Genomic DNA, 21,519 nt, shown 5'->3' with positions numbered 1-21,519 from the left:
CGCCGCGTTGTCGTCAGTCGACAACGCTCCTTCCCCAAGTTCTCGGCTTCGCTCGAACAGGGGAGACCCCACTGCCTCCCTCCTCCGCCTTGCGAGGCACGGCACCAGACGCCGCTCCCTGATCCGGCCTGATCGACAAGACACCCCCTAGGTCCTGAGGCGCGTAGGACGTCACCTCCCGCGTTCGCGAACGACCCGAGCGGAGTACCAGATGAAAGGCCCGTGGCCCACCCCTCGTTCCTCCCGCGCCCGGGTGCGCGGCGCGACGATCGCCGCGTTCGTGGCGCTCGCCCCCCTGCTCCCGGCCGCGGCCGTCGCCGTCGGGACGCTGAAGGTCGACACCGCGCTGCCCTACGTCTGCACCCTGCCGTCGGGGCCGCAACCCGTGAACGTACGGATCACGGCGGCCTTCCCCGAGCGGGCGGCCGTGGGCGAGGAGATCCGGCCGACCGACGTCACGACGACGGTGGAGCTTCCCGCGCCGGCCGTGGCCGACCTCACCGCCCTCAAGGCCGCAACCGTACGGGCCGAGTCCCGGCTCACGGTCGGCGTGGCCCAGAACGAGCAGCGTGCGGAGGCCACTTGGAGCGGGACGGCGCAGCCCGTCGGCATCCCCGCCGAGGGGCCTCTCGTGCTCACCACGACCGGCGACGTGCCGATCCTGACGACGGACACGGCAGGCCGTCTGACCCTCACCGCCGGGGGCCTCACCGTCGATCTCGCACCGAGCACGGCCGACGGTGCGGCCACCACCCCCGCGTCCCTCTCCGTCACCTGCGTCCCCGGCCCGGGCACGGAGGGCCGTACCGTGCTCGCCAAGGTTCCGGTCGGCGCCGACACCGGCACCGGAGAACCGAGCACGCCTCCCACGTCACCGACCGTTCCCGCGCCGTCCGGCCCGCCTTCCGGCCTCCCCCTGCCGTCGTTCCCGACCGACCGGGCGGCCCCCGAGAGACCTGGAACCGCGGACGGGACCGGTGGCAAGGGTCCGCGGGGGCCTCACGCCGGACAGCGGGCGCAGAAAGGCCCGGCGGCGGCGGACGAGGAGGTGCCGGGTACTCCGGCGCCCCGGCCGGCCGCACCGCCCTGCGCGCCCGAGAAGCCGACTCCCGCGACGCTGACGGCGTACATCACCGGTTACTCCAACGTACGGAAGCTGAACGGCGCCTCGCTCATCCCGCTGTCCTGCATGCTGATCGAGCAGGGCGACATGGAGATACCCTCCACTCCTCCTCCGGAGGGCGAGTTCCACTTCACCAACCTGTCCCGGGGCGACCTCTCCTACCGGGGGCGCAAGCAGACCCCGCCCTTCACCTCCACCTTCCTGACCTTCGGGTTCCAGCCGGTGACGGCGACCATGGTCCTGGAACAGACGGGGCCCATCACGGTCGACACGTTGGTCCGCGTCATCTTCGCCACGGGGGACAACTACCTGGAGAACACGGTCCGGGCTCCGCTGGTCCTCCGTGTTCTCGACATCGAGGTCAACGGCGTCAAGCTGGACGTGGGCCCTTCCTGCCGTACGGCGAAGCCCCTCTCCTCGCCCGAGCCCAAGCCCGGCAAGTTCCCCGGGGACCACCTGGTGTTGCTGGGTCTGGGGAAGATCCCCCTGGGTCAGAACGCCGAAGGCTACGTCCTCACCGGCGGCGGCCCGCTCACCGGTGAGGTGACCGTTCCCGCCTTCAAGGGCTGCGGCGCCGGCGGCGAGAACCTCGACCGGCTCCTCACGGCCTCCATCTCCGGCTCCGGCAACTACATCAAGCAGATCCAGGGCCAGACCTGCTCCGCGGGCGTCGAGGCGCCTCCTCCGGACTTCTGCACAGAGGACCGCCAGCCCCGCCTGATCCCCAAGCCCGAACGCTGAACCGACCCACCCTGTCCTCTCTCCTCCCCGACGGAAGGCATCCCCCATGTCCCTCGTCTCACCCCGCACGAGACTCGCCACCCTCTCCGCGCTGACCGCGCTCGGTGCCTTCGTCTCCGCCGGCACGGCGACCGCGGCCGCTCCGCAACTGAACGGCTCCTGGGCCCCGTTCGACCGCTGCCCCGTCGACGCCCCCGCGATGCTCGCCGCCGACGGCCTCGACCGGTCGACGCAGTGCGTGTCGTCCTCCTCCGCCGGCGGTTCCATCAGGCTCGGCAACACGACCGTCGTCACCGGGAGGACGAACCTCCAGATCGGTGTGATCCAGAACGCCGACGGCACCAACACCGTCGTCCCTCCGCCCGCCGGCTCGCTCATCGCGGATTCCGCCACCGTCCCCGGCGGTCTGCTCGGGCTGATGTGTCCCAGCGACATCCCGTTCATCACCGACATCTGCCGGCAGCTGTCGGACGCGAACCTCAACAAGATCACCGCCACCGTGGAATCGGTCGGCACGCCCTCGGAGTTCGACCAGATCGCGGGCGTCCTCACCGACATGCCGATCGTGCGGATCCCGGTCCGCATCCACCTCCAGAACCCCTTCCTCGGCAGCAACTGCTACATCGGCACGAAGTCCAACCCGATCGTGCTGCGCCCGAGCAACCTCACGTCCCCCGACTTCTCCGTGGAGCGCTACGACGGCGACGGCTCCCCGAACGAGGAGGGCGACATGAGCCGCCTGAACATCCTCGGCTCCACCCAGGTCGACAGGACCTTCGCCGTCCCCGGCGCCAGCGGCTGCGGACTCGGCCTCGGCCTCGTCAACGGCGCGGTCAACCTCAAGACCGGACTGCCCGCCGCCTCCGGCAGGAACAGCATCACCCTCGACAACACCCAGACGTACCTGACCGGTCTCTACGCCCCCGGCGTCGTCGCCCCCGACGCCGGAAAGGTGTTCTCGCGGAACTGGCACTCGGCCGTCAAGTAACGGCCATCCAGGGTCGATTCCCGGCCTACTCGGGCGGCACACGGGCCCCCGGGACGCCAACTCTTGCGCAAGTTGTGTACAGCACACAGCAGTTGATTTAGCTTCGGCAGTCCCCGTTGGTACGCACCTGACGGCCAAGGCGGCGCCCGCCCTCCACGGTGGGCGCCGCACCGCCGCTCCCCACCGGTCGCGCAGGAGAGCAAGGGATCGGTCATGCCCGCAACCGCACAGTCATCGAACATCGGCGAGCCGCTCGACCCGCTTCCCAGGGAGTTCGCCGCCCTGATGAGACCGGAGATCCCGGGCCTCATCAAGGAGATCGGTGTGGAGGTCCAGCGGACCTATCCCGTGTACGCCCACCTCTTCAAGGGACCCCACTCGGACGCGATCCGCCAGGGCGTGGAGCAGGCGCTCGCGGCCTTCGTGGAGCGGGTCGCGGACCCCGGGCGGAACTCGGCCCTCCGGGACGAGCTGATCCGCAGGTTCGGCCGGGTGGAGGCCTACGAGGGCCGGGACCTCGACACCCTGCAGGGCGCCTACCGCCTCGGTGCGCGCATCGCGTTACGCCGGGCCAAGAGCATCGGGCGCACGTACAACCTCTCCCCCACCCTGATCCTGGCCTTCGCGGACGCCCTCTTCGCCTACGTCGACGAGCTGGAGTCCCTCTCCCGCGAGGGTTACCTCATGGTCCAGGCGCGTGCCGTGTCCGATGTGGCGGCGCTGCGAAGACAGCTTCTCCACCTGGTCGTCGCCGGCCCGCCGCTGCCCCGGGCGACCATCGCCGAGCTGTGTCAGGAGGCCTCCTGGCAGCTCCCCGCAGAGTGCACCATGGTGGCCCTCCGCCCGCCGGTCGCCGAACTCGTCCAGGCCGGTCTCGACCGGGACGTCCTGGCCGACCTCAGCCTCCCCGAGCCGCATCTGCTCATCCCCGGCCCGCTCACCGCGCAGCGCCTCGCGATGCTCGACTCCGCCCTGGCCGGCACCCCCGCCGTCGTCGGCCTGACCGTGCCGCCGGTGCAGGCGGCACACTCCGTCCGCTGGGCGCGGCGCGTCCTGCGGCTCATCGACGACGGCATCGTGGCGGACGCCCCCCTCGTGCACTGCGAGGAGCACCTGACAACGTTGTGGCTGTTGTCCGATCCGGCCCTCACCGCCCATCTCGCCGCCCGCGAACTGGCCCCGCTCGACGGGCTGTCCGGCACCCGCCGCGAGCGGCTGGTCGAGACCCTGCGGGTGCACGTCTCCACGCGGGCCCCCGCCGAACAGGTCGGCGAGATGCTGGGCGTGCACGCCCAGACGGTCCGCTACCGCCTGCGGAACCTGGACAACCACTTCGGCGACCGGCTCCTCGACCCCGATCACCGGTTCGCCCTGGAGGCGGCCCTGCGCTCGCTGCACCTCCAGGGCGGGAAGCGCGTGGACTGAGGGACGCCCCCCTCGGCAGGGGCGTCAGTCGCGCCGCCAGTCGGGGTGCACACGGATCTCGATGTCGTCCGAGGAGGGATCCGGCGCCGGGTCGGCCGTCACGCGCACGCTCAGCGGGCGGCCGCTCTCGGCCTCGACGAAGGCCAGCGGCGGACGGCCGTCCTGCAGGTACGCGTCGCCCCACCGGATCAGCGACAGGAAGACCGGCAGCAGGTCCTCGCCGGCCCCGGTCAGCCGGTACTCGTCGCGTGCCCGCTTCCCCGGCTCCTGGTAGGGAGTGCGCGCCACGACCCCCGCGGCCTCCAGCTGCTTGAGCGCGCGGGACACCGAGGGCGCGGAGGTTCCGATCCTCGTCACGAAGTCCTCGAACCTGGTCGTGCCGTAGAAGCACTCCCGCACGACCATGAAGACCGTCCGGGTGCTGAGCAGGTCGAGCACCCGGCCGGCCGAGCACCCGTCGCCGATCGACCACGCGTCCCGGTCGCTCAATCGTTTCTCGAACCTCATCGCCACCCACCCATCGTAACTAATGCTTGCGTTACTCAGCCATGGCGTGCTTGCATCTGACTAACGAAGTCGTTATCCAGATGGGGAGCATGCTGTGGTTGCGGTGGCGGGCAAGGTGGTCGTGGTGACCGGCGGACGGCGAGGGCTGGGGGCCGCGCTGGTGGACGAGGTGCTGGCACGCGGGGCGGACAAGGTGTACTCCACCGCCCGCTCGGCGTACGTCGACGAGCGCCCCCGGGTGGTGACCGTCCCGCTCGAGGTCCGCTCGGCCGAGTCGGTCGCCGCCCTCGCCGGGCTCGCTTCGGACGCCGAGATCGTGTTCAACAACGCCGGGGTCCTGCACCCCGCCCCGCTGCTCACGGGTGACGTCGAGCAGGCGGCCGAGACCTTCGACGTCAACGTCTTCGGCCCGCTGCGGGTGGCCCGGGCGTTCGCGCCGGTCCTCGCCGCGAACGGCGGCGGAGCGCTGGTGAACATGCACTCCGTACTGTCGTGGCTGGCGGGCGCCGGAGCGTACGGCGCCTCCAAGGCGGCGGCCTGGTCCCTCACGAACTCGCTCCGGCTCGAACTCGCGCCGCAGCGCACGCACGTCGTCGGCGTGCACGCCGGATTCATCGACACGGACATGGTCTCCGCCCTCGACCGGAGCAAGGCGAAGCCCGCCGACGTGGCCGCGCGGATCGTCGACGGGCTGGAGGCCGGGGACGCGGAGGTGCTCGCCGACGACGTCAGCGTCACCGTGAAGGCCGCGCTCTCCGGTCCCGTGGAACACCTGGCCTTCCCGGCCGCCGGCTGACCCCCTCGCGAAGGAGCGACGAACCGCCATGCCCCTGTGGACCGTTCACCACACGCCCGGGATCTTCTCCGCCGAGGAGAAGCACCGGCTCGCCTCGACCGTCGCGGACCATTACGAGAAGGTGGGGCTGCCCCGCTTCTACGTGGTCACGCTCTTCCACGAACTCCGGCCCGAGGACTTCCACGTCGGTGGGGAGCCCGTCCCGGTCGGGGTCCGCATCACCATCGACCACATCGCCCGGCGCAACCCCGACGAGGACAGCAGGCGCAGGACCGCCCGCTGGATCAGGGAGATGCTGCGCCCCCACCTGGAACGGCACGCCGGTCTCCACTGGGAATTCCACGTCGACGAGACCAGCGAGGAGCTCTGGATGATCAACGGGCTCGTGCCCCCGCCGGGCGGCTCGGACGCCGAACGGCACTGGGCGCGGCAGAACGCGGCGACGCCCTACTGACGCGCGGCCCGGGACGGCCGCCACGGCGGCGCGGTCGTCCGCCGTGGTGCGCGGCGCACCACGGCGGACGGCCCTCACCCCGCGGGTGCGGTGATCTCCCGCTTGAGGATCTTGCCGCTCGGTCCCAGCGGCAGCGCGTCCGTCAGCCACACCCTGCGGGGGTACTTGTAGGCCGCCACGCGCTCCTTGACGTACTCCCGCAGCTCGTCGGGGAGGACCTGCGCGCCGGGGCGGAGCACGACCGCGGCCGCGACCTCCTCGCCCAGTTCGGCGTGCGGGACGCCGACCACGGCCGCGAGGGCGACGGCCGGGTGCTCGTGGAGCACCTCCTCGATCTCGCGCGGGTAGACGTTGTAACCGCCGCGGATGATCATGTCCTTCTTGCGGTCGACGATGTACAGGTAGCCGTCCTCGTCGGCGCGGGCGAGGTCGCCGGTGCGCAGCCAGCCGTCGGGGATCGCCGCCTCGGTCTCCTCCGGGCGGTTCCAGTACCCCTTCATCACGTTGGGGCCCCGGACGGCCAGTTCGCCGATCCCGCCGGGGGCCACGTCCTGACCCTTGTCGTCGAGCAGCCGCACCTCGACGTCCCGGATGGGGGTGCCGATGGAGCCGGCCTTGCGCGGCCGCTCGGGGTGGTTGAAGGTGACCACGGGGCTGGTCTCGGACATGCCGAAGCCCTCGAGCACCGGACAGCCGAAGCGCCGCTCGAAGCCGTGCAGGATCTCCACCGGCAGCGAGGCGCCGCCGGAGATGCACGTCCGCAGCGTCGACACGTCCGCCTCGGACGGGTGCTGGAGCAGCGCCGCGTACATGGTCGGCACGCCCTCGAAGACGGTGGCCCGCTCGCGGGCGATGGCCTCCAGGACGGCCCCCGGGTCGAAGCGCGGGATCATGACGAGACAGGCGCCGCTGCGGACGGCCGCGCTCATGGTGCAGATCTGTCCGAAGATGTGGAACAGCGGCAGACAGCCGACCACCACGTCCTCCGGGGTCATCCGCTGGATGTGGACGCTGTTGACCTCGGTGTTGTGCCGCAGCCCGGCGTGGGAGAGCACGGCGCCCTTGGGACGGCCGGTGGTGCCGGAGGTGTACAGCAGGACGGCCATGTCCTCGTCGTCCGTGGCGGCGACCTCGGGCAGCGGCTCGTGCCGGGCCAGCGTCGCGGCGAAGGCCGTGGGTTCGACGGCCGTGTGCCGCACTCCCGCGGCGGCCGCTCCCTGCGCGCCCTCGCCCGGCGCCTGGTGCCACTCGAAGAGCCGCACCGCGCCGGAGTCGGCGAGGTGGAACTCCGTCTCCCGGGTCTTCAGGAGCGGGTTCATCGGCACGACGACCGCCCCGGCGCGCAGGACGCCGTAGTACAGCACGACGAACTCGGGAACGTTCGGCAGCATCAGGGCGACGCGGTCCCCCGGCCGTACCCCCTCGGACCTGAGCAGGGCGGCGGCGCGGGCGCTGCGTTCGTCCAGCTCCGCGTAGGTGGTGACCCGCTCCCCCAGACGCAGCGCCGGGCGCCCGGGCTGCTGCCGAGCCGTCTCCACGAGGAACCCTGCCAGATTGGCCATGACCCGCCTCCGTTACACGGAATCACCGAGTGTTTACATCGCCGACATCTTGCCGCCGTGTGCCGTCGCGGCCTATGGCCGGGGTGACAACGCACCGCGCCCTGGATTGTCCCCCGCCACAAGGTGAGGGCGTTAAGCTGCGGAGATGATCCTTTCGGGTGTGGCGGCGGCGCTTCAGGCGGGGCTTCCGGAACTGGGTGAGCGGATGGCGCTGCGGATCCGCGCGGACGTCGAGGCGTACAAGGACGAGTCGCTGATCCCCCTGGACTCACTGCGCGATTCCTGCACCGCCAACGCGGACCTCATCCTCAGCCACCTCCGCCTCGGCGGCACTCCGGACGCGAGCTCGGCCCGTGAGACGGGACGGCTCCGCGCGGAGCAGGGGGTCCCGCTGGCGGACACGCTGCACGCGTACCGGATCGGCTCGCAGCTCCTGTGGACGGAGATCCTCGCCGAGGCCCGCAGCCGCCCCGAGGTCTCCGACGACCTCCTGCTGTCGGAGTCGACCGAGTTCTGGGCGTTGTCCGGGCTGTACGCGGAAGCGGTGGCGGTGGCCTACCGGGAGGCGGCCGCGGAACTCACGTCGCAGGGGCAGGCGCGGCGTTCCGCCCTGGTGGAGGCGGTGTTCACCGGCATCGTCACCGACCGCACGCTGTGGGAGGCCGCCCGCGAACTGGAGCTGCCCGAACACGGGCCCTACGCGGTCGCCGCCGCGAAGGCCGGCGCTCCCGGCGAGGAACCGCTCACCGGTGCGGAGGCGGCGCTGCGCCAGGCGAACCTGCCCTCCGCGTGGAGGCTTCTGCCGGACGAGCAGCTCGCCCTGATCGCCCTGCCCACGGCGGCGGCGGAGACGACGTGCCTGCGCATCCTCCGCCGGACCCGCGCCCGCGTGGGCTTCAGCCCGCACTTCCGGTCGCTGCGGGACACGCCTCAGGCCCTGCGCTTCGCCCGTCTCGCCCTGGCCGGCCTCGAGGGCACCGGGCCCGGCGTGGCCCGCTTCGACGACAATCCGCTGGCCATGGTCGTCGCCGCGGCCCCGGCGGAGGCCGCGCACCTGATGGAGGTGGTGCTGCGGCCGGTGCTCGACCTTCCGGTCGCGGAGCGGTCCCGGCTCCTGCGCACCCTGGAGCACTGGTTCGCCGCCGCGGGCTCGGCCGGCGCCGCGGCGCGGAGCCTGTTCGTCCATCCCAACACCGTGCGCTACCGCCTGCGGCGCGTGGAGGAGTTGACGGGTCGTTCCCTCTCCGATCCACGTGCGGCGGCGGACATCGGCGCGGCGCTGCTCGCGGTCCGCAATCCGGGGGCGAGCTGAGCCGTTCCGCGTGGAGGGCGTTCCTCGCCGCGGCCGCTCCCCGGCACGTCATTCCCCGCCGACGCCGCTCCCCGTCCGCGTCACTCCCGGCCGACGCCACTCTCCGTCCGCGTCACTCCCGCCGACGCCGCTCCCCGCCCGCGTCACTCCCGCCGACGCCACTCTCCGCCCGCGTCACTCCTCGTCGCCGCTCCTCATCCGCGTCACTCCTCGTCGACGATGTGCATCGCGGCTTCCTCCGCGGACGCCGCCCCGCCCGCCAGGCCGAGGTCCCGGGCGTTCAGTTCCGAGGTGACGGGGCCCGTGCCCTCGTCCTCGGACATCAGGCGGCCCGCCCGCCGACCGCCGACCTGGTCGTCCAGGAGCTCCCCGTCGGTGTCCGTCGTGTCGCCGAGGCCGTCGCCGTCCGCGGGAGGGAGCTCGGGCTCCTCCTCCGCCAGGCGTTCGTCCAGGGTTTCGCCACGCTGCCGCTCGGCCGCGGTCACCCCCGTGTGCTGGACCCCGAGGGGCCGCTCCGGGGGCGAGTACCCCTCGTCGAACGGGTCGCCGAGCGGCCCTTCGAGGGTGTCCTCGTAGTCCAGGAGGCCGACGTCCTCCCGGATCTCGCTTCCGTCGGGCTGGTAGACGTCATCGCCCCACGCTTCCGCCTCGGTCATGGGGAACTCCGTTCCTTCGGCGGGACGACGGCTCGGCCTGGATTCACTCCTCTCGTTCGAAGTCCGCCTTCGCCCGCTCGTCGTCGAGGTCGGACTGGGCCTGTGCGTACAGGTCGTGCACGAATCTCCGGGCGTCATCGGGCGAGATGCCGACGCCGAGTCGGAGCAACCGGCCCGTCCAGGAGCCGAGCGGGTCGTCGGGTTCGGTCATGGCGCCTCCTGAAAGGGAGTGCGGTCGATGCGGCCGTTCCGGTCGCGCGCCGGGTCATGACGGGGCGGCCCCGGACCGCTCTGTCGTCGTGGACCGGCCGGGGGCGACTGCCGTCCTGCGTACGGGCCGTGCGGCTCCGGGGTCCGGCCGACCTCGTGCGGGTCCGGGCCGCGCGCCCCCGGTGCGGGGAGCCTTCGGCGGGCGTCGAATCCCTGTTCTTCCTTCCATGGTCCCCGCGTCCCGGGCAAACGCAACCTGGTGTGTTCGCGGCGACGTCCGCGGTTCCCGACGGACCGCGTGACCGCCGGAAGCACGCGTGACCGGGGTCGCTAACCGGCCCATTCCCGCAGCAGCTTCTCCCGCTGCGCCGGGCGAGGCGTTCCGCCCTCCCACGCGCGGCCCCACGCCGACATCGCCGCCAGCGTCGTGGCCATCGTCGCGGCACCCTCCGTGAGGCGGTTCAGAAGGGCGCGGGAGAGGTCGACCTCGGTCGGGGAGTAGCCGACGGCCGCGGCCACGTAGGCCTTCAGCTCGTACTCGCCGTCATGCGATTCCAGGACCGTCGTCATCAGCGGCGGGGCATCGCCCAGGCCTGTGCCCACGGTCATGGCCAGGTTCATCACCATGTCCAGGGCCACGTCCGTGACCACGCCGACCTGCCGCTTCAGGGACTTCACGGGCACGTCCGCCACCGTCAGGGCACGTACGTCCTCCCACAGGTGGAGGCCGGCCTGTCCGTCACCGAGGGCCACCACGCCCTCAGGGGTCAGGCGTACCCCGGGCGCCGAGCCGGACGGCTTCGCGCCCACGTACACATCGCCCTCGGCGATCCAGAACAGGCCCACCATGGCCATGGCTTGCTCGCTTCCCCCGACGACGGCACACCGCCGTCGTGTCACACGTCAAAAGATCAGGTCGCCCTCCGGAACGCACGGAAAGGCCGGGAAGTTCCCCTTTCCCGGTCTTTCCGCGCGCGGCTCTCATCTTTTCCGGCCCCATAAGGGGTCCCATGAGCGGCCCCCGCCCCATGCGCGGCTCCCCTCCCCGGGCGGTGCCCGTCCCGAGGACCGCCACGCCGCTGTCGAGGACCCGCTCGGCCGTGGCGCGCCGGGTGATGCCGCCGGTGAGCACCAGTGGGAGGGGGCTGGTCCTCACGAGGTCCTGGGCCCGGTCCAGGAAGCAGGCCTCGCGGGCCTGGGTGCGGTCGCCGGCGGGGCGGCCGGTCATGGCGGGGCTCTCGTGGCTCCCGCCGGACGGTTCGACCAGGTCCACACCGAGCGGTTCGGGCATCCCGATCATCTGCCGCGCGTCGTCGGCGTCGAAGCCTCCGCGCTGGAAGTCGGCGGAGTCGCGCTTCACCGCGACCGCGAAGGACGGCGAGACGGCCGCGCGGACGGCGTGGACGACGGCACCAGGCGGTTCACCGCACGGATAACCGGTTGCCCGCGGGCGTCGGCCGTGGTTCCAATGACCGGCATGATCACCCGGGTGCGCCGACCGCGGCGAGACGCGACGAACGCGGACCGCCGCCCCCGGCCGGCGCGCGACCCGGGCGGACCGCGACCACACCGTCCGAGGGAGACGCCACCCCGATGAACACGCCACCACCGCCGTCCGGAGCCCGGTCCGCGGACGGGCCGCCCGTCCGCCTGGGCGCTCTCGTCCCGCTGACGCGGCCCGGCTGGGTCGAGGCGGGCCGTCACCTCCTCGCGGGACTCGACCTGGCCGTGCGCGAGGTCAACGACGCGGGCGGGATCGACGGCAGACCGCTGGAGCTGGTGGTCCGGGACACCGCGGCCGATCCGGAGCGTGCCTCCGCGGCCGTGGCCGAACTGGCGGATCTGGGCGTGGCCGCCGTCGTGGGCGAGTACCACAGCGTCGTCGCCCGCGCCGCCGCCACCCGGGCCGACGCCCTCGGCGTGCCGTTCCTCTGCTCGTCCGCCGTGCTCGACGCCCTGACAGAGGAGTCGACGGAGTGGGTCGCGCGCCTGTCCCCCGTCCAGTCCCGCGGCTGGCGGAACTACGCGGACTTCCTCCTCGCCACGGGCCGGCACCGGATCGCGGTGGCGACCCAGCCGAGCGTCTACTGGGCGGCCGGCGCCCACATCATGCGGGAACACCTCGCCTCCCGGGGCGGCACCGTCCTCGAACTCGACGCCACCGCGCTCGACCCCGAGGCCCTGTGCGACGCGCTCGCCGGCCACGGGGCCACGGCGCTCCTGCTGCTGGTCGGCAGTCCGGAGCCGGCGGTGCCGATCGTCAGGGCCGTCCGCGGCGACGGAAGGCTCACGGACCTGCTGGTCGGCGCCCCCGCCGGACAGCCGGAGTTCGCCGGATGGGCCGCGGAGCTCGGCGCGGACGGCGCCGGAATCCCGTTCCTGCGCTACCTGCCCGAGGACCTCGGGCCGCTCGGCGACCGCGTCGGGAAGGAGCTCCGCGAGCGGCTGGGCGAGGCACCGTCGTTCGTCGCCTTCGAGGGCTGGGACACCATCACCGTCCTCGCCGCGGCGCTCCGTTCCCACGGTACGGACCGGGCGGCCGTCGCCGAGGCGTGGCCGCGCGTGACGGTCGAGGGCACGCGCGGGCCGATCCGGTTCTCCCGTACGCCGGGCATCGGCGTGTGGCAATGGACTTGGGCGCCCGTCCAGGTCGTCGACCGGGATCCGGCGGATCCGGGTCGCTTCCGCGTCCTTCACACCGGCTGAAAGCGGCCCGGCGTCCGGCCGACCGGGGGCCGGGCCGCTTTCATTTCAACGATCAACTGGACACAAGTCAACCAAATCAAGGGAGCTTTGTGCGGTTATATCCGGTTTCTCCTGGCTAGTCGCAGTACGACCCCGACAACACCAGGAGGGTGAACATGATCGCCCACGAACAGATCGCCACCGCACTGGACCACCCCGTGTACGACACCGAGGGCAAGAAGATCGGCGACGCCAAGCACGTGTTCGTCGACGACGCCACCGGCCGCCCCGCATGGGTCACCGTCAAGACCGGACTGTTCGGCACCAGCGAATCCTTCGTCCCGATCAAGGACGCCTCCATGGTCGACGACCACTTGGAGGTCCCCTACCCCAAGGACCGGGTGAAGGACGCCCCGCACGTCGACGTCGACGGCGGAGGCCATCTCGACGCGAGCGAGGAGCAGCGCCTCTACGAGTACTACGGCATCGACTGGGACGAGGCGTGGCAGCGGGCGAACCAGCCCGGCGAGACGGGTTGGGCACACGGCACCGCGGGCACGGCCGGAACGGCGGGTGCCGCCGGCGCGGCCGGCATGTCGGACACCGCCGGCATGCGCGACCGGGCCGGAGACGGCCTCGGGAACAGGGACGCGGGGATGGCCAGTAGGGACGCTTCGGTCGGCGACGACGCCATGACCCGGTCCGAGGAACAGATGCACATCGGCACCGAGCGGGTCGAGACCGGCCGCGTCCGGCTGCGGAAGTACGTCGTCACCGAAGAGGTCCAGCAGACCGTGCCGGTCCGCCACGAGGAAGTCCGCGTGGAACGCGAGCCCATCACGGACGCCAACCGCGAACAGGCCCTGTCCGGGCCCGAGATCTCCGAGGCCGAGCACGAGGTGACTCTCCACGAGGAGCGCCCCGTGGTCGAGACCCGGACCGTCCCCGTCGAGCGGGTCGGACTCCGCACGGACGAGGTCACCGATGAGGAGACGGTCACCGGCCAGGTGCGCAAGGAACGCATCGACGTCGAGGCCGACGACGTCACCGACATGTCCGAGGACCCCGACAGGAGGCGCGGTCACTGACCCGCACTCCCTCGCCCCCGCCCGTCCGGCCCGCACCGGGCCGGACGCGGCGCGGCGCGGAGGCCTCGGGAGCCGCCGACCACCCGGCCGGACCCGCTGCGCAGAACGCAGGATGCGTTGCCCTCGGGGGCGGCGAGGACCGCCCACCCCGAACCGTCGGAATCCCGGTGGCCGGAGACGAAGGCGGCACCGGGGCCCAGCAGCCGCTCCACCTCCTCGTTCCGCGAGATACGGACGCACTCCGCCGTCGCGCGGGGATCTCCCCGGCCGCGACGGTCCGTTGGACGGAGGGCTGCGAGGTGCCGGTCGCGGAGCCGCCCGAGGCGATGCTCGCCGCCATCACCCGCACCCCACGTGCGCCATCTGTCCGGTACGGTCGAGCCCGTGCCCGCTGCGGCGGGCTCCTTCTTCGAAGCGGCCGGGTGCGCACGGAAGGGGTCTCCTCCTTCGCCCAGCCGGTGACGGCGGGCCTGGACGAGTACCGTGCCCGGCCGGCCACACGGCCGCGGTCGGAGTTCACCCACCGCCGAGGAGTTCCGCAAGGGTCTCGCCCGCATGGAGGCCACGGCCCGGAACGAGGCGCAGCAGCGGGCGGAGCGCCGAGGCCGCGTACGGCGTGCCGTCGGCTGTGTCGTGGAAGTCAACGCCTCTGCAGCACCGTGGAGTTCGGTTCCGGCGCGACGGCGGTCTGCTCAGCGGCTCGCCCATGGCGATGGCGCTGACCATGGGAGCGGACTTCATCTGCGGGTCGACGGACCCGCGGGACTTCCACCGCGACGCGGTGCTCGTGCCGATGTCCGCGGAGTCCTTCGAACAGACGGGCGCCGAGGTGCGCCCGCACCGGCCGAACCGAAAGCGTCGGCGGCAAGGCTGATCACCCCGGTCGTCGGCGACGGCCCGGCGGTCGGCACCCGGATCCCGGGCCGGTCCCCGCGATGACTAGGCTGACGATCATGAAACCGGCAACGCCCCGTGACACGACCCCCCGGCCCACCGTCCTCGACGCCGCGGAGGCGGCGTCCGATCCGGCTCTGCGGGAGCGGCTCGCGGACTCGGCCCACCGGATCCTGTCGGACCTGGTCAGGGGAGGCGCGGCCCTGGGCTGGGTCGAACCGCCGTCGCGGGACGAGGTGGCCGAACTCCTGGGCCACGTCCTCTCCGCCGTACGGGCGGGGGACGCGGCCCTCCGGCTCGCGTACGTCGACCACCGGCTGGTCGGGTTGGGGTACTGGCTCCGCTACGCCCGGCCGACCCATCGGCCGCACGCCGATCTCGAGAAGATCGCGGTGGACACCGCCGCCCAGGGCCTCGGCATCGGCCGGGCGCTGACCGGCTCCCTGATCGCCGACGCCCGGGAGGCCGGGATCGAGGTCCTCACCCTGGACGCCCGGGGCGACAACGCCAACGCCCTGCACCTCTACCGGTCTCTGGGCTTCACCGAGTACGGCCGCCTGCCCGACTTCGTGGCCGTCGGTGAACGCCGCTACGACAAGGTCTTCTACATGCTGGACTTCCGCGGGCAGGGCTGACCGCGGGGACGTACTCACCTCGTCTCTGAGTACGGAAGCGGTGCCGCCCCCTCCGGGCCGGCTGCTGGAATGTGCCCATGACCACGACGCCCGCTCCCGCCCCGCACTCCTCTACCCCCGCTCCGCGCCATCGGGGCCGCGTCGTGGCGCTGCTCGCGGGCGGGGCGGTGTCGGTGCTCCTCCTCGCGGCACTCGCCCAGGGCTGCGCGTCGCTGGCGGGCGGTGCGGTCCTGTCGGAGACGGCGTACCGCGAGCATCTGCGGTACACCCGGGAGGCGGGCGAGAACGCGGTGCGGCGCCTGGGCATCGACCCGGGCTCCGTGATCAAGCGGAAGGAGATGGCCAACGCCTCCTGCATGGACGACCTGGGCGTGGACCCGGACGGCGTCACCCGAGACCGGCCGACCGTCGACTGGACGCCCGACTTCGCGAGCGTCGCCTCGTACGCGGCGGCGGTCGACACCCTCCGGAAGGAGTGGTCCGCGCAGGGCCTGACGGTGGAGGACCTCCCCGCACCGGCAACGGGCGAACCGGGGGCCGGCCTGCCGGGGGTCCGGGCGACGGACGACCGCGGCGTCGAACTGTCCCTGCGCCCCGACCGGTACGACGGCGAACCGACCCTCACCGCCGACGGAGGATGCGTACGGCACCAGGGCTACCTGACGGAGTGGTAGGAGCGACGGCCTGCTCCGCCCGGTGGGGTCGAGGACCCGCTCCGGCGGACGGCTCCGGTCAGTCCCTCTGGGCCTCGGCCGCTTCGACGAGGGGAGTTCGGCGGTGACGGGAAGGATCACCGTCCCCTCGGAGACCGCGCGCAGGACGCGTGCGGCGGGCGCCGCCCGGTCACCGGGGCAGGCCGGAGTCCTGGGGTGTGGACAGCCCCACCCCCGGACGCTCCGTAGGCGGACCTCCGTCAGCCGACCCGGTCGGACGCCGCGACCCGGTGGGCCTCCAGAGCGGGCGTGGCGAGCAGATCGGCGATCAGTTCCTCGGAGCCGCAGACGTACGTGCTGGCCAGGTCGACGTCACCGCCCACGCACCAGGCGCGGTCCTGCGGCCACCACAGGTCGGGCAGTTCGGCGAACGCCTCCAGGAGTTCGGGGGACACGACGTCGGCCAGCGTTCCGGACAGCAGGATCTCGTCCCTCTCTGGAGTCGGGAACGTGGGAATCCCGTCCCAGTCCCAGCGGCCGTACCCGTTCCACAGGCCGTACCAGCAGCGTTCCGGCGTGCCGGTGTGGCGTGCGAGGACGGGGATCAGGGCACGCGCCACGCCGACGGGCGCGGGGCCTTCGCCGGGGCCCTCGTCCCACACTCCGGGCAGGCCGTGGTCCCCGCCGTTCTGCTGGAACGGCTCCGCGCCGATCACCTCGTGCCAGTTCGTCAGCGGCTCGACCTTCCGTCCGTACGCGGCGGCCACGGTGTCCCAGCGGACCGGGCGCTCGTCGAGCTCCGCGGGGTGCAGCACCCGGGCGTACGCCGGGAAGCCGGGCGCGGCGACGCCGGCGACCGTGCCGAAGTCGCCGTACCCGGGGCGGCGCTCGGTGAGCCAGCGCGCCGGCCCGAGGTCCTCGTCCTCGACGCGCAGGCGTCCGTACAGTGCGGGGCCGGGTTCACTGCCCAGGTGCGTCCATCCGTCCATGCGCACAGTCTGCCCCCCGGGTCTCCCCGCCGGCCCCCTTGGGCCACCACGGTCGTCGGCCCGGTCGCGAACGTCGCGTCGCCGGGCGGGGACGGACGGCGGGGTTACGGTCGGCGGCATGGTTGGTGATCGTCAAGGGTGGCTCCGGTGTCTGCTCGCCGGGGCCGTGTTCGTCGTGGGGATGACCGGCACCACGCTGCCGACGCCGCTCTATCCCCTCTATCAGGAGAAGTTCGGTTTCTCCGAGCTGACGGTGACCGTCGTGTACGCCGTGTACGCCTTCGGCGTCATCGGTGTGCTGCTGCTCGCGGGCAACGCCTCGGACGCCGTCGGCAGACGGCCGACGCTGCTCTGGGGGCTCGGGTTCGCGGCGGCGAGCGCCGTCTGCTTCCTGGCCGCCGACGGGCTGGGATGGCTGTACGCGGGCCGGCTGCTGTCGGGCCTGTCGGCCGGCCTGTTCACCGGGGCCGCGACCGCGTACGTCATGGACCTCGCCCCACCCGGCGGCCAGTCCCGGGCGACGCTCGTGGCGACGGCCGCGAACATGGGCGGACTGGGCTGCGGGCCCCTGCTCGCCGGGCTGCTCGCGGAGTACGCGCCGGAGCCGCTGCTGCTCCCGTTCGCCGTGCACCTCGCCCTGGTCGCCGTGTCGGTGGTCGTCCTCCTGCGGCTGCCGGAGACCGTACGGGACCCTCGGCCGCTGTCCGACGTGCGGCCGCAGCGGCCGGCCCTGCCCGCGCAGGTGCGCCCGGTGTTCGTGCCGGCGGCCATCGCCTCCTTCGCGGGGTTCGCCCTCTTCGGGGTGTTCACCTCGGTCAGCCCCGCCTTCCTCGGCCGTTTCCTGCACGTGGACAACCACGCGGTGAGCGGACTGGTCGTCGCCCTGGCCTTCTTCGCCTCCACCGCCGGGCAACTCGCCGTCGGCCGCTTCGGGGTGTCCAGGTCCCTGCCGCTGGGCTGCGCCGTGCTCTTCGCCGGACTGGCCTTCCTGGCGGGGGCGCTCTCCGCGGAACTGCTGGTGCTCGTGGTCCTCGCCGCCGTCGTCGGCGGAGTCGGCCAGGGGCTCTCCTTCCGCGCGGCGCTGTCCGCCGTCGCCGCGGCCGCCCCGGTGGAGCGGCGTGCGGCAGTGATCTCGACCCTGTTCCTGGTCGCGTACACGGGAATCTCGATCCCGGTCATCGGAGTCGGCCTCCTGACCGGACCACTGGGCCTGGAGGAGGCGGGTCTGGTGTTCACCGGCTGCATGCTGGTGCTGGTCACGTCGGCCGGGATGTACCTGCTGCGACGGCCGGTGCGGACGGGAGAACGGTGAGGCCTCCGGCCCGCCCCGGGCGATCGCCGGCCGCGGCCGTCCTCACATGGGGAGCGAGAGCAGGCGGACCTCTCCCGGAGGCCAGGTCGCGCCGTCGTGCAGAGGCGTCCACATGGTCCGCAGCGGCATGATCACTGCTCCCCCGGGTTGCTCGACGTGGACGTCCCGCTCAAGGGCGCGCCAGCCGAGTCGCTCGTAGAGCGGGACGAGCGGAGGGCGGCAGAAGAGGAGCCCGTGCCGTGGTCCCAGCGTCCGCGCGTGGTCCACGGCCGCCGACACGACCGCCCGCGCCAGTCCGTGGCCCCGCAGGTCGGGGGCGACGGCCACACCGCCGAGGCCCACCACCCGGGTGTCGACGCCGTCGATCGACAGGGGGAGCCGCAGCAGGCCGGCGTGGGCGACGAGACGGCCGTTCCGTCTGATGCCGAAGTGCTCCTCCTTGGGCAGCCAGGTCAGCCCGGCGTCCGCGACGCCGAAGGGATCGGGGCTGTCGCCGAGTATCTCGATCTGCTCGGCCCTCGTGTACTCCGCGAGCCGCACCACGGTCGGGGGCGCGGGGAGGTGGCGATCCGTCATCCCGTCATGATCCCCCACCGGCACGGCCCCGGTCCGGTGAGGGCCGGACGGCGGGCGGCGGCTCCCCCGGCGGCGGAACCGCACGGTGTCGAGGCACGTCCCTTCCCCCGTCCACAAGATCATGAACCTGGTCGGAGAGAACGAGCATGACGGAGACAGCCGCCCGCTACCTGTACCTGGCGCGACACGGTGAGGCGTCCGCGGACGGGAGCGCGTTGACGGACGACGGCCGCCGCCAGGCCGTCCTGCTCGGAGAGCGGCTCCGGAAGGCCCCGCTCACGGCGATCCACCACGGCCCGCTGGCCCGGGCGGAGCAGACGGCTCGACTGGTGGGCGACCGACTCGACGGGGTTCCCCTGCGGATGTCCCCGCCCGCCGGCGACTACATCCCGTACGTCCCGCGGCGCGAGGAGCTGCCCGCGGAGTCGGCCGACGCCATGCTCGGCTTCCTGGCCCGGTTCCCGGCGGAGGAGCGCGAACAGGGGCCCGGGCTGGCCGCGGAGGCCGTCGCGCGGTTCACCGGCCCCGTCGAAGGCGACCGGCCGCGCCACGAACTCGTCGTCACGCACAACTTCCTCATCGCCTGGCTCGTACGGGAGGCCCTCGACGCCCCCGAGGGCCGCTGGATGGGCATCAACCAGGCCAACGCCGCACTCACCGTCATCCGCTACGCCCCCGGCCGGGCTCCCGCCGTCCTCTGCTTCAACGACACGGGGCACCTCCCCGAGGAACTGCGCTGGACCGGCTTCCCTCCCGAGCTCCACATCTGACGCGGTGACGGGCCCCATCCGGTGGGTAGGGGCAGCCGGGGAGGCACGGTCCGGAGCCGACCGGTCCGGATCGCGGGTGCCCGCAGCCCTTGATCCGGGCCTCCGCAGTCACCATGATCATCAAAACGAGATGCAAACCCCCGGAAAGGTTCTGAGCCCATCATGCGAGTCAAAGCCTTCGACCACCTGGTGCTCAACGTGACCGACGTCGACAAGGCCCTCGAGTTCTACACCGACGCCCTGGGCCTCGCGCCCGAGCGCGTCGAGGAGTGGCGGGCCGGCAAGGTGTCGTTCCCGTCCGTACGCATAGACGAGAACACCGTCATCGACCTCTTCTCCCGTCCGCGCGGCGAGTCCAACGTCGACCACATCTGCCTGGTCGTCGACCCCCTGGACTGGCAGGAGGTCATCGACTCCGGCACGTTCGACGTCCTGGAGGGCCCGGTCCCGCGCTGGGGCGCGCGCGGCTCCGCCCAGTCGGTCTACGTGAAGGACCCCGACGGCAACACGGTCGAACTGCGCTGGTACCCGCAGGACGTCGAGGACTGAGTCGGTCCCACCGGCCCCGCACGTCCCGGCCGGGCGAACGGTCCGGCGCCCTGGCGGCCGGGGCGTGTCCGGTGGGTCACAGGGCGAGGATCCGGGGACAGGGGGCTCCCGCACCCGCTAACGTACCGGCGAGTAGCGGTGGGGGAGTCCCACGGGTGCGAGGGGAGCGGGCCATGGACCGGCAGTGGAGCCTTGAGGAGAGCACGGTCGTCGACGCGCCGCCGGCGGTCGTCTACCGGTTGGTGTCGGACCTGCGGAACATGGGGCGGTGGAGCCCCGAGTGCCGGTCCGTATGGGTGCTGCGCCCTCCGGCGCGCACCGGCTCCCGGTTCATCGGCTTCAATCGGCGCGGGCTGTTCTTCTGGCCGTCCCTCGGGCGGGTGACCCGGATGCGCCCGGACAGCGAATTCGTCTTCGACATCAACGTCTTCGGCCTCCCGATCGCCCGCTGGGGCTACCGGTTCGAACCGGAGGGCCCGGGGACGCGGGTCACCGAGTTCTGGGAGGACCTGCGGACCGAAGGCTACCGGGCCCGGATCGCCGAACTGCTCGGAACGGTCGTCGCCGGGACGAACCCCGCCCGCCGGGTCGCCCTCAACCGGGCCGGGATGCGCACCACGCTCGAACGCATCGCGAGGACCGCGACGACCGGGACCTGAGGTGGTCAGGTGACCCGGCGGGCCGTACGCGGCCGCGCCGGGATCCGGTGCAGCACGCACCGGCGCAGCGGCAGGCGATCGGTGCGCGGTTCCGTCATGCCACCGGGCCGACTCCGTCGAGGTCCGGGGCGTCGACCGACCATGCGGCGGCCACTGCTGTGGTCCTCGGCGCACCCGTTCCGTCCCGTGACCGTGATGCCCGTCGAAGTCGAAGGAGAGCAGAAGCGGACAGCAGACGCTGATCCGCGTGGACGCACCGGAGCACTGAGCCCCGGGCCCGGGTCCTCGCCCTCCCGCGCTCCCCCGCCACCACGACGTCCCTCGTCGAACGCGCGTCCGTCTCGCTCGCCGCGGCCGGCCGGCACGCGGGGTCCTGCGGAGTGCGGGCCTGATCGGCACCGTCCGCACCGGGACGGCGGTGCTGCACAGCCTCACACCGCTGGGCCGTTCCCTGTCGGCCGGGAGACCGCCGTGACTACGACTCCCGCGTGCGGGTCCTCTCCTGCCGCCGGCCGGAGAGGACCCGGCCCAGGTCCAGCACGCTCAGGCCGAACATCAGGACGCCCAGGGGGACATGGAGGGAGGGCTTGTGCGCGATGCCCAGCACCACCTGCACCGAGGCGAGGATCAGGAAGCCGGTCGAGTACAGGACGGGCCGGGGCGAGTCCCCGCCCGGCTTCCAGGCGAGGACCGCCGCCAGCACGTACAGCATCGTGGCTCCGTACATCACGCGCGCTCCGGCGCTGTGCAGCACCTCGCCCTGAGGCGACGTCAGAAGCAGTCCGGCGGTGGCGGCCTGGAAGAAGATGGTCAGGGTCTGGAGGGCGATCGAGACCCGCAGGAACGTGCGGCTGCTGTCCCGTACTGCCGTGGTCTGCGCGATGGTGGCCATGACTCGGTCCTCTTCTTCTGCCTCGCGGCGGTGGCTCGGTAGT

At 72.7% G+C, this 21,519-nt stretch carries 23 protein-coding genes and 2 pseudogenes; 16 read left to right on the top strand and 9 right to left on the bottom strand.

Annotation, left to right across the window (positions count from 1 at the left end; all coding sequences use genetic code 11):
* Positions 1 to 211 precede the first annotated feature (211 nt).
* The 3 genes from ABZ318_RS10800 to ABZ318_RS10790 all read left to right on the top strand — a co-directional run bounded on the left by ABZ318_RS10800 (position 212) and on the right by ABZ318_RS10790 (position 4,277).
* Positions 212 to 1,864, top strand: a complete 1,653-nt coding sequence (locus ABZ318_RS10800; RefSeq protein ID WP_356902133.1) for a DUF6801 domain-containing protein — start codon at positions 212 to 214, stop codon at positions 1,862 to 1,864.
* Between the two features lie 46 nt (positions 1,865 to 1,910).
* Positions 1,911 to 2,852 carry a hypothetical protein gene (locus ABZ318_RS10795; protein WP_356902132.1) on the top strand — a complete coding sequence of 314 codons (942 nt, stop codon included), beginning with the start codon at positions 1,911 to 1,913 and terminating at the stop codon, positions 2,850 to 2,852.
* Between the two features lie 213 nt (positions 2,853 to 3,065).
* Positions 3,066 to 4,277: a helix-turn-helix domain-containing protein gene (locus ABZ318_RS10790; protein ID WP_356902131.1), complete on the top strand. Its 1,212-nt coding sequence runs from the start codon at positions 3,066 to 3,068 to the stop codon at positions 4,275 to 4,277.
* Between the two features lie 24 nt (positions 4,278 to 4,301).
* On the opposite strand, the gene ABZ318_RS10785 is transcribed toward ABZ318_RS10790, so the two are convergent.
* Entirely contained in the window at positions 4,302 to 4,784 is a 483-nt protein-coding gene (locus ABZ318_RS10785; RefSeq protein WP_356902137.1) for a helix-turn-helix domain-containing protein, read from the bottom strand.
* Positions 4,785 to 4,878: 94 nt separating this feature from the next.
* Between ABZ318_RS10785 and ABZ318_RS10780 the strand changes: the two genes are divergently transcribed.
* Positions 4,879 to 5,580, top strand: a complete 702-nt coding sequence (locus tag ABZ318_RS10780) for an SDR family oxidoreductase (protein ID WP_356902130.1) — start codon at positions 4,879 to 4,881, stop codon at positions 5,578 to 5,580.
* A gap of 28 nt (positions 5,581 to 5,608) precedes the next feature.
* Positions 5,609 to 6,034 carry a tautomerase family protein gene (locus ABZ318_RS10775; protein WP_356902129.1) on the top strand — a complete coding sequence of 142 codons (426 nt, stop codon included), beginning with the start codon at positions 5,609 to 5,611 and terminating at the stop codon, positions 6,032 to 6,034.
* A 74-nt stretch (positions 6,035 to 6,108) separates the two neighbouring features.
* Here the strand turns inward: ABZ318_RS10775 and ABZ318_RS10770 are convergent, their stop codons facing one another.
* On the bottom strand, positions 6,109 to 7,596 hold the full coding sequence (locus ABZ318_RS10770) for a long-chain fatty acid--CoA ligase (RefSeq protein WP_356902128.1): 1,488 nt from the start codon (positions 7,594 to 7,596) through the stop codon (positions 6,109 to 6,111).
* Between the two features lie 160 nt (positions 7,597 to 7,756).
* Here ABZ318_RS10770 and ABZ318_RS10765 point away from each other — a divergent pair, with 160 nt between their 5' ends.
* Positions 7,757 to 8,908 carry a helix-turn-helix domain-containing protein gene (locus tag ABZ318_RS10765; protein WP_356902136.1) on the top strand — a complete coding sequence of 384 codons (1,152 nt, stop codon included), beginning with the start codon at positions 7,757 to 7,759 and terminating at the stop codon, positions 8,906 to 8,908.
* Between the two features lie 203 nt (positions 8,909 to 9,111).
* On the opposite strand, the gene ABZ318_RS10760 is transcribed toward ABZ318_RS10765, so the two are convergent.
* From ABZ318_RS10760 to ABZ318_RS10750, 3 genes are all read right to left on the bottom strand, one after another.
* Positions 9,112 to 9,564, bottom strand: a complete 453-nt coding sequence (locus tag ABZ318_RS10760) for a DUF5709 domain-containing protein (protein WP_356902127.1) — start codon at positions 9,562 to 9,564, stop codon at positions 9,112 to 9,114.
* A gap of 43 nt (positions 9,565 to 9,607) precedes the next feature.
* The gene (locus ABZ318_RS10755; RefSeq protein WP_177181865.1) at positions 9,608 to 9,775 is read right to left on the bottom strand and encodes a hypothetical protein; all 168 of its coding nucleotides are present in this window, start codon (positions 9,773 to 9,775) and stop codon (positions 9,608 to 9,610) included.
* A gap of 329 nt (positions 9,776 to 10,104) precedes the next feature.
* Positions 10,105 to 10,629: a hypothetical protein gene (locus ABZ318_RS10750; protein WP_356902126.1), complete on the bottom strand. Its 525-nt coding sequence runs from the start codon at positions 10,627 to 10,629 to the stop codon at positions 10,105 to 10,107.
* 738 nt (positions 10,630 to 11,367) lie between these two features.
* Here ABZ318_RS10750 and ABZ318_RS10745 point away from each other — a divergent pair.
* Positions 11,368 to 12,480, top strand: a complete 1,113-nt coding sequence (locus tag ABZ318_RS10745; RefSeq protein WP_356902125.1) for an ABC transporter substrate-binding protein — start codon at positions 11,368 to 11,370, stop codon at positions 12,478 to 12,480.
* A 155-nt stretch (positions 12,481 to 12,635) separates the two neighbouring features.
* A complete protein-coding gene (locus ABZ318_RS10740; protein WP_356902124.1) occupies positions 12,636 to 13,547 on the top strand; it encodes a PRC and DUF2382 domain-containing protein in 912 nt (303 codons plus the stop codon).
* 83 nt (positions 13,548 to 13,630) lie between these two features.
* On the opposite strand, the pseudogene ABZ318_RS10735 reads toward ABZ318_RS10740, so the two are convergent.
* Positions 13,631 to 13,786, bottom strand: a pseudogene (locus tag ABZ318_RS10735) (VOC family protein); the annotation flags it as partial.
* Positions 13,787 to 14,253: 467 nt separating this feature from the next.
* On the opposite strand from ABZ318_RS10735, the gene ABZ318_RS10730 reads away from it, so the two are divergent.
* The 3 genes from ABZ318_RS10730 (at position 14,254) to ABZ318_RS10720 (ending at position 15,750) form a co-directional block, all read left to right on the top strand.
* Positions 14,254 to 14,421, top strand: a complete 168-nt coding sequence (locus ABZ318_RS10730) for a hypothetical protein (RefSeq protein ID WP_356902123.1) — start codon at positions 14,254 to 14,256, stop codon at positions 14,419 to 14,421.
* Between the two features lie 79 nt (positions 14,422 to 14,500).
* Positions 14,501 to 15,076 (top strand): N-acetyltransferase, encoded by a 576-nt coding sequence (locus tag ABZ318_RS10725; protein WP_356902122.1) that lies wholly within the window; start codon positions 14,501 to 14,503, stop codon positions 15,074 to 15,076.
* Between the two features lie 77 nt (positions 15,077 to 15,153).
* Positions 15,154 to 15,750: a hypothetical protein gene (locus ABZ318_RS10720; RefSeq protein WP_356902121.1), complete on the top strand. Its 597-nt coding sequence runs from the start codon at positions 15,154 to 15,156 to the stop codon at positions 15,748 to 15,750.
* Positions 15,751 to 15,989: 239 nt separating this feature from the next.
* Here the strand turns inward: ABZ318_RS10720 and ABZ318_RS10715 are convergent, their stop codons facing one another.
* Entirely contained in the window at positions 15,990 to 16,718 is a 729-nt protein-coding gene (locus tag ABZ318_RS10715; RefSeq protein WP_356902120.1) for a hypothetical protein, read from the bottom strand.
* A gap of 118 nt (positions 16,719 to 16,836) precedes the next feature.
* Between ABZ318_RS10715 and ABZ318_RS10710 the strand changes: the two genes are divergently transcribed.
* A complete protein-coding gene (locus ABZ318_RS10710) occupies positions 16,837 to 18,030 on the top strand; it encodes an MFS transporter (RefSeq protein WP_356902119.1) in 1,194 nt (397 codons plus the stop codon).
* Positions 18,031 to 18,072: 42 nt separating this feature from the next.
* Here the strand turns inward: ABZ318_RS10710 and ABZ318_RS10705 are convergent, their stop codons facing one another.
* A complete protein-coding gene (locus ABZ318_RS10705) occupies positions 18,073 to 18,606 on the bottom strand; it encodes a GNAT family N-acetyltransferase (protein WP_356902118.1) in 534 nt (177 codons plus the stop codon).
* 146 nt (positions 18,607 to 18,752) lie between these two features.
* Here ABZ318_RS10705 and ABZ318_RS10700 point away from each other — a divergent pair, with 146 nt between their 5' ends.
* From ABZ318_RS10700 to ABZ318_RS10685, 4 genes and pseudogenes are all read left to right on the top strand, one after another.
* Positions 18,753 to 19,376 (top strand): histidine phosphatase family protein, encoded by a 624-nt coding sequence (locus ABZ318_RS10700; protein ID WP_356902117.1) that lies wholly within the window; start codon positions 18,753 to 18,755, stop codon positions 19,374 to 19,376.
* Between the two features lie 162 nt (positions 19,377 to 19,538).
* Positions 19,539 to 19,925, top strand: coding sequence for a VOC family protein (locus ABZ318_RS10695; RefSeq protein ID WP_356902116.1), 387 nt, complete (start codon positions 19,539 to 19,541; stop codon positions 19,923 to 19,925).
* A 173-nt stretch (positions 19,926 to 20,098) separates the two neighbouring features.
* Positions 20,099 to 20,584 carry an SRPBCC family protein gene (locus ABZ318_RS10690; RefSeq protein ID WP_356902115.1) on the top strand — a complete coding sequence of 162 codons (486 nt, stop codon included), beginning with the start codon at positions 20,099 to 20,101 and terminating at the stop codon, positions 20,582 to 20,584.
* 308 nt (positions 20,585 to 20,892) lie between these two features.
* Positions 20,893 to 21,059, top strand: a pseudogene (locus tag ABZ318_RS10685) (ArsR family transcriptional regulator); the annotation flags it as partial.
* Here the strand turns inward: ABZ318_RS10685 and ABZ318_RS10680 are convergent.
* On the bottom strand, positions 21,060 to 21,476 hold the full coding sequence (locus tag ABZ318_RS10680) for a hypothetical protein (RefSeq protein ID WP_356902114.1): 417 nt from the start codon (positions 21,474 to 21,476) through the stop codon (positions 21,060 to 21,062).
* Positions 21,477 to 21,519 lie beyond the last annotated feature (43 nt).

The organism is Streptomyces sp. NPDC006197 (assembly GCF_040613865.1).
GTDB lineage: Bacteria > Actinomycetota > Actinomycetes > Streptomycetales > Streptomycetaceae > Streptomyces.
This window is presented reverse-complemented; position numbering and strand designations above follow the sequence as displayed.

Bases quoted from the DNA above. Each gene is read 5' to 3' on its own strand.
- ABZ318_RS10800 (WP_356902133.1), top strand. From the start codon at position 212: ATGAAAGGCCCGTGGCCCACCCCTCGTTCCTCCCGCGCCCGGGTGCGC.
- ABZ318_RS10795 (WP_356902132.1), top strand. From the start codon at position 1,911: ATGTCCCTCGTCTCACCCCGCACGAGACTCGCCACCCTCTCCGCGCTG.
- ABZ318_RS10790 (WP_356902131.1), top strand. From the start codon at position 3,066: ATGCCCGCAACCGCACAGTCATCGAACATCGGCGAGCCGCTCGACCCG.
- ABZ318_RS10785 (WP_356902137.1), bottom strand. From the start codon at position 4,784: ATGAGGTTCGAGAAACGATTGAGCGACCGGGACGCGTGGTCGATCGGC.
- ABZ318_RS10775 (WP_356902129.1), top strand. From the start codon at position 5,609: ATGCCCCTGTGGACCGTTCACCACACGCCCGGGATCTTCTCCGCCGAG.
- ABZ318_RS10770 (WP_356902128.1), bottom strand. From the start codon at position 7,596: ATGGCCAATCTGGCAGGGTTCCTCGTGGAGACGGCTCGGCAGCAGCCC.
- ABZ318_RS10760 (WP_356902127.1), bottom strand. From the start codon at position 9,564: ATGACCGAGGCGGAAGCGTGGGGCGATGACGTCTACCAGCCCGACGGA.
- ABZ318_RS10755 (WP_177181865.1), bottom strand. From the start codon at position 9,775: ATGACCGAACCCGACGACCCGCTCGGCTCCTGGACGGGCCGGTTGCTC.
- ABZ318_RS10750 (WP_356902126.1), bottom strand. From the start codon at position 10,629: ATGGCCATGGTGGGCCTGTTCTGGATCGCCGAGGGCGATGTGTACGTG.
- ABZ318_RS10745 (WP_356902125.1), top strand. From the start codon at position 11,368: ATGAACACGCCACCACCGCCGTCCGGAGCCCGGTCCGCGGACGGGCCG.
- ABZ318_RS10740 (WP_356902124.1), top strand. From the start codon at position 12,636: ATGATCGCCCACGAACAGATCGCCACCGCACTGGACCACCCCGTGTAC.
- ABZ318_RS10730 (WP_356902123.1), top strand. From the start codon at position 14,254: ATGGCGATGGCGCTGACCATGGGAGCGGACTTCATCTGCGGGTCGACG.
- ABZ318_RS10725 (WP_356902122.1), top strand. From the start codon at position 14,501: ATGAAACCGGCAACGCCCCGTGACACGACCCCCCGGCCCACCGTCCTC.
- ABZ318_RS10720 (WP_356902121.1), top strand. From the start codon at position 15,154: ATGACCACGACGCCCGCTCCCGCCCCGCACTCCTCTACCCCCGCTCCG.
- ABZ318_RS10715 (WP_356902120.1), bottom strand. From the start codon at position 16,718: ATGGACGGATGGACGCACCTGGGCAGTGAACCCGGCCCCGCACTGTAC.
- ABZ318_RS10710 (WP_356902119.1), top strand. From the start codon at position 16,837: ATGGTTGGTGATCGTCAAGGGTGGCTCCGGTGTCTGCTCGCCGGGGCC.
- ABZ318_RS10705 (WP_356902118.1), bottom strand. From the start codon at position 18,606: ATGACGGATCGCCACCTCCCCGCGCCCCCGACCGTGGTGCGGCTCGCG.
- ABZ318_RS10700 (WP_356902117.1), top strand. From the start codon at position 18,753: ATGACGGAGACAGCCGCCCGCTACCTGTACCTGGCGCGACACGGTGAG.
- ABZ318_RS10695 (WP_356902116.1), top strand. From the start codon at position 19,539: ATGCGAGTCAAAGCCTTCGACCACCTGGTGCTCAACGTGACCGACGTC.
- ABZ318_RS10690 (WP_356902115.1), top strand. From the start codon at position 20,099: ATGGACCGGCAGTGGAGCCTTGAGGAGAGCACGGTCGTCGACGCGCCG.
- ABZ318_RS10680 (WP_356902114.1), bottom strand. From the start codon at position 21,476: ATGGCCACCATCGCGCAGACCACGGCAGTACGGGACAGCAGCCGCACG.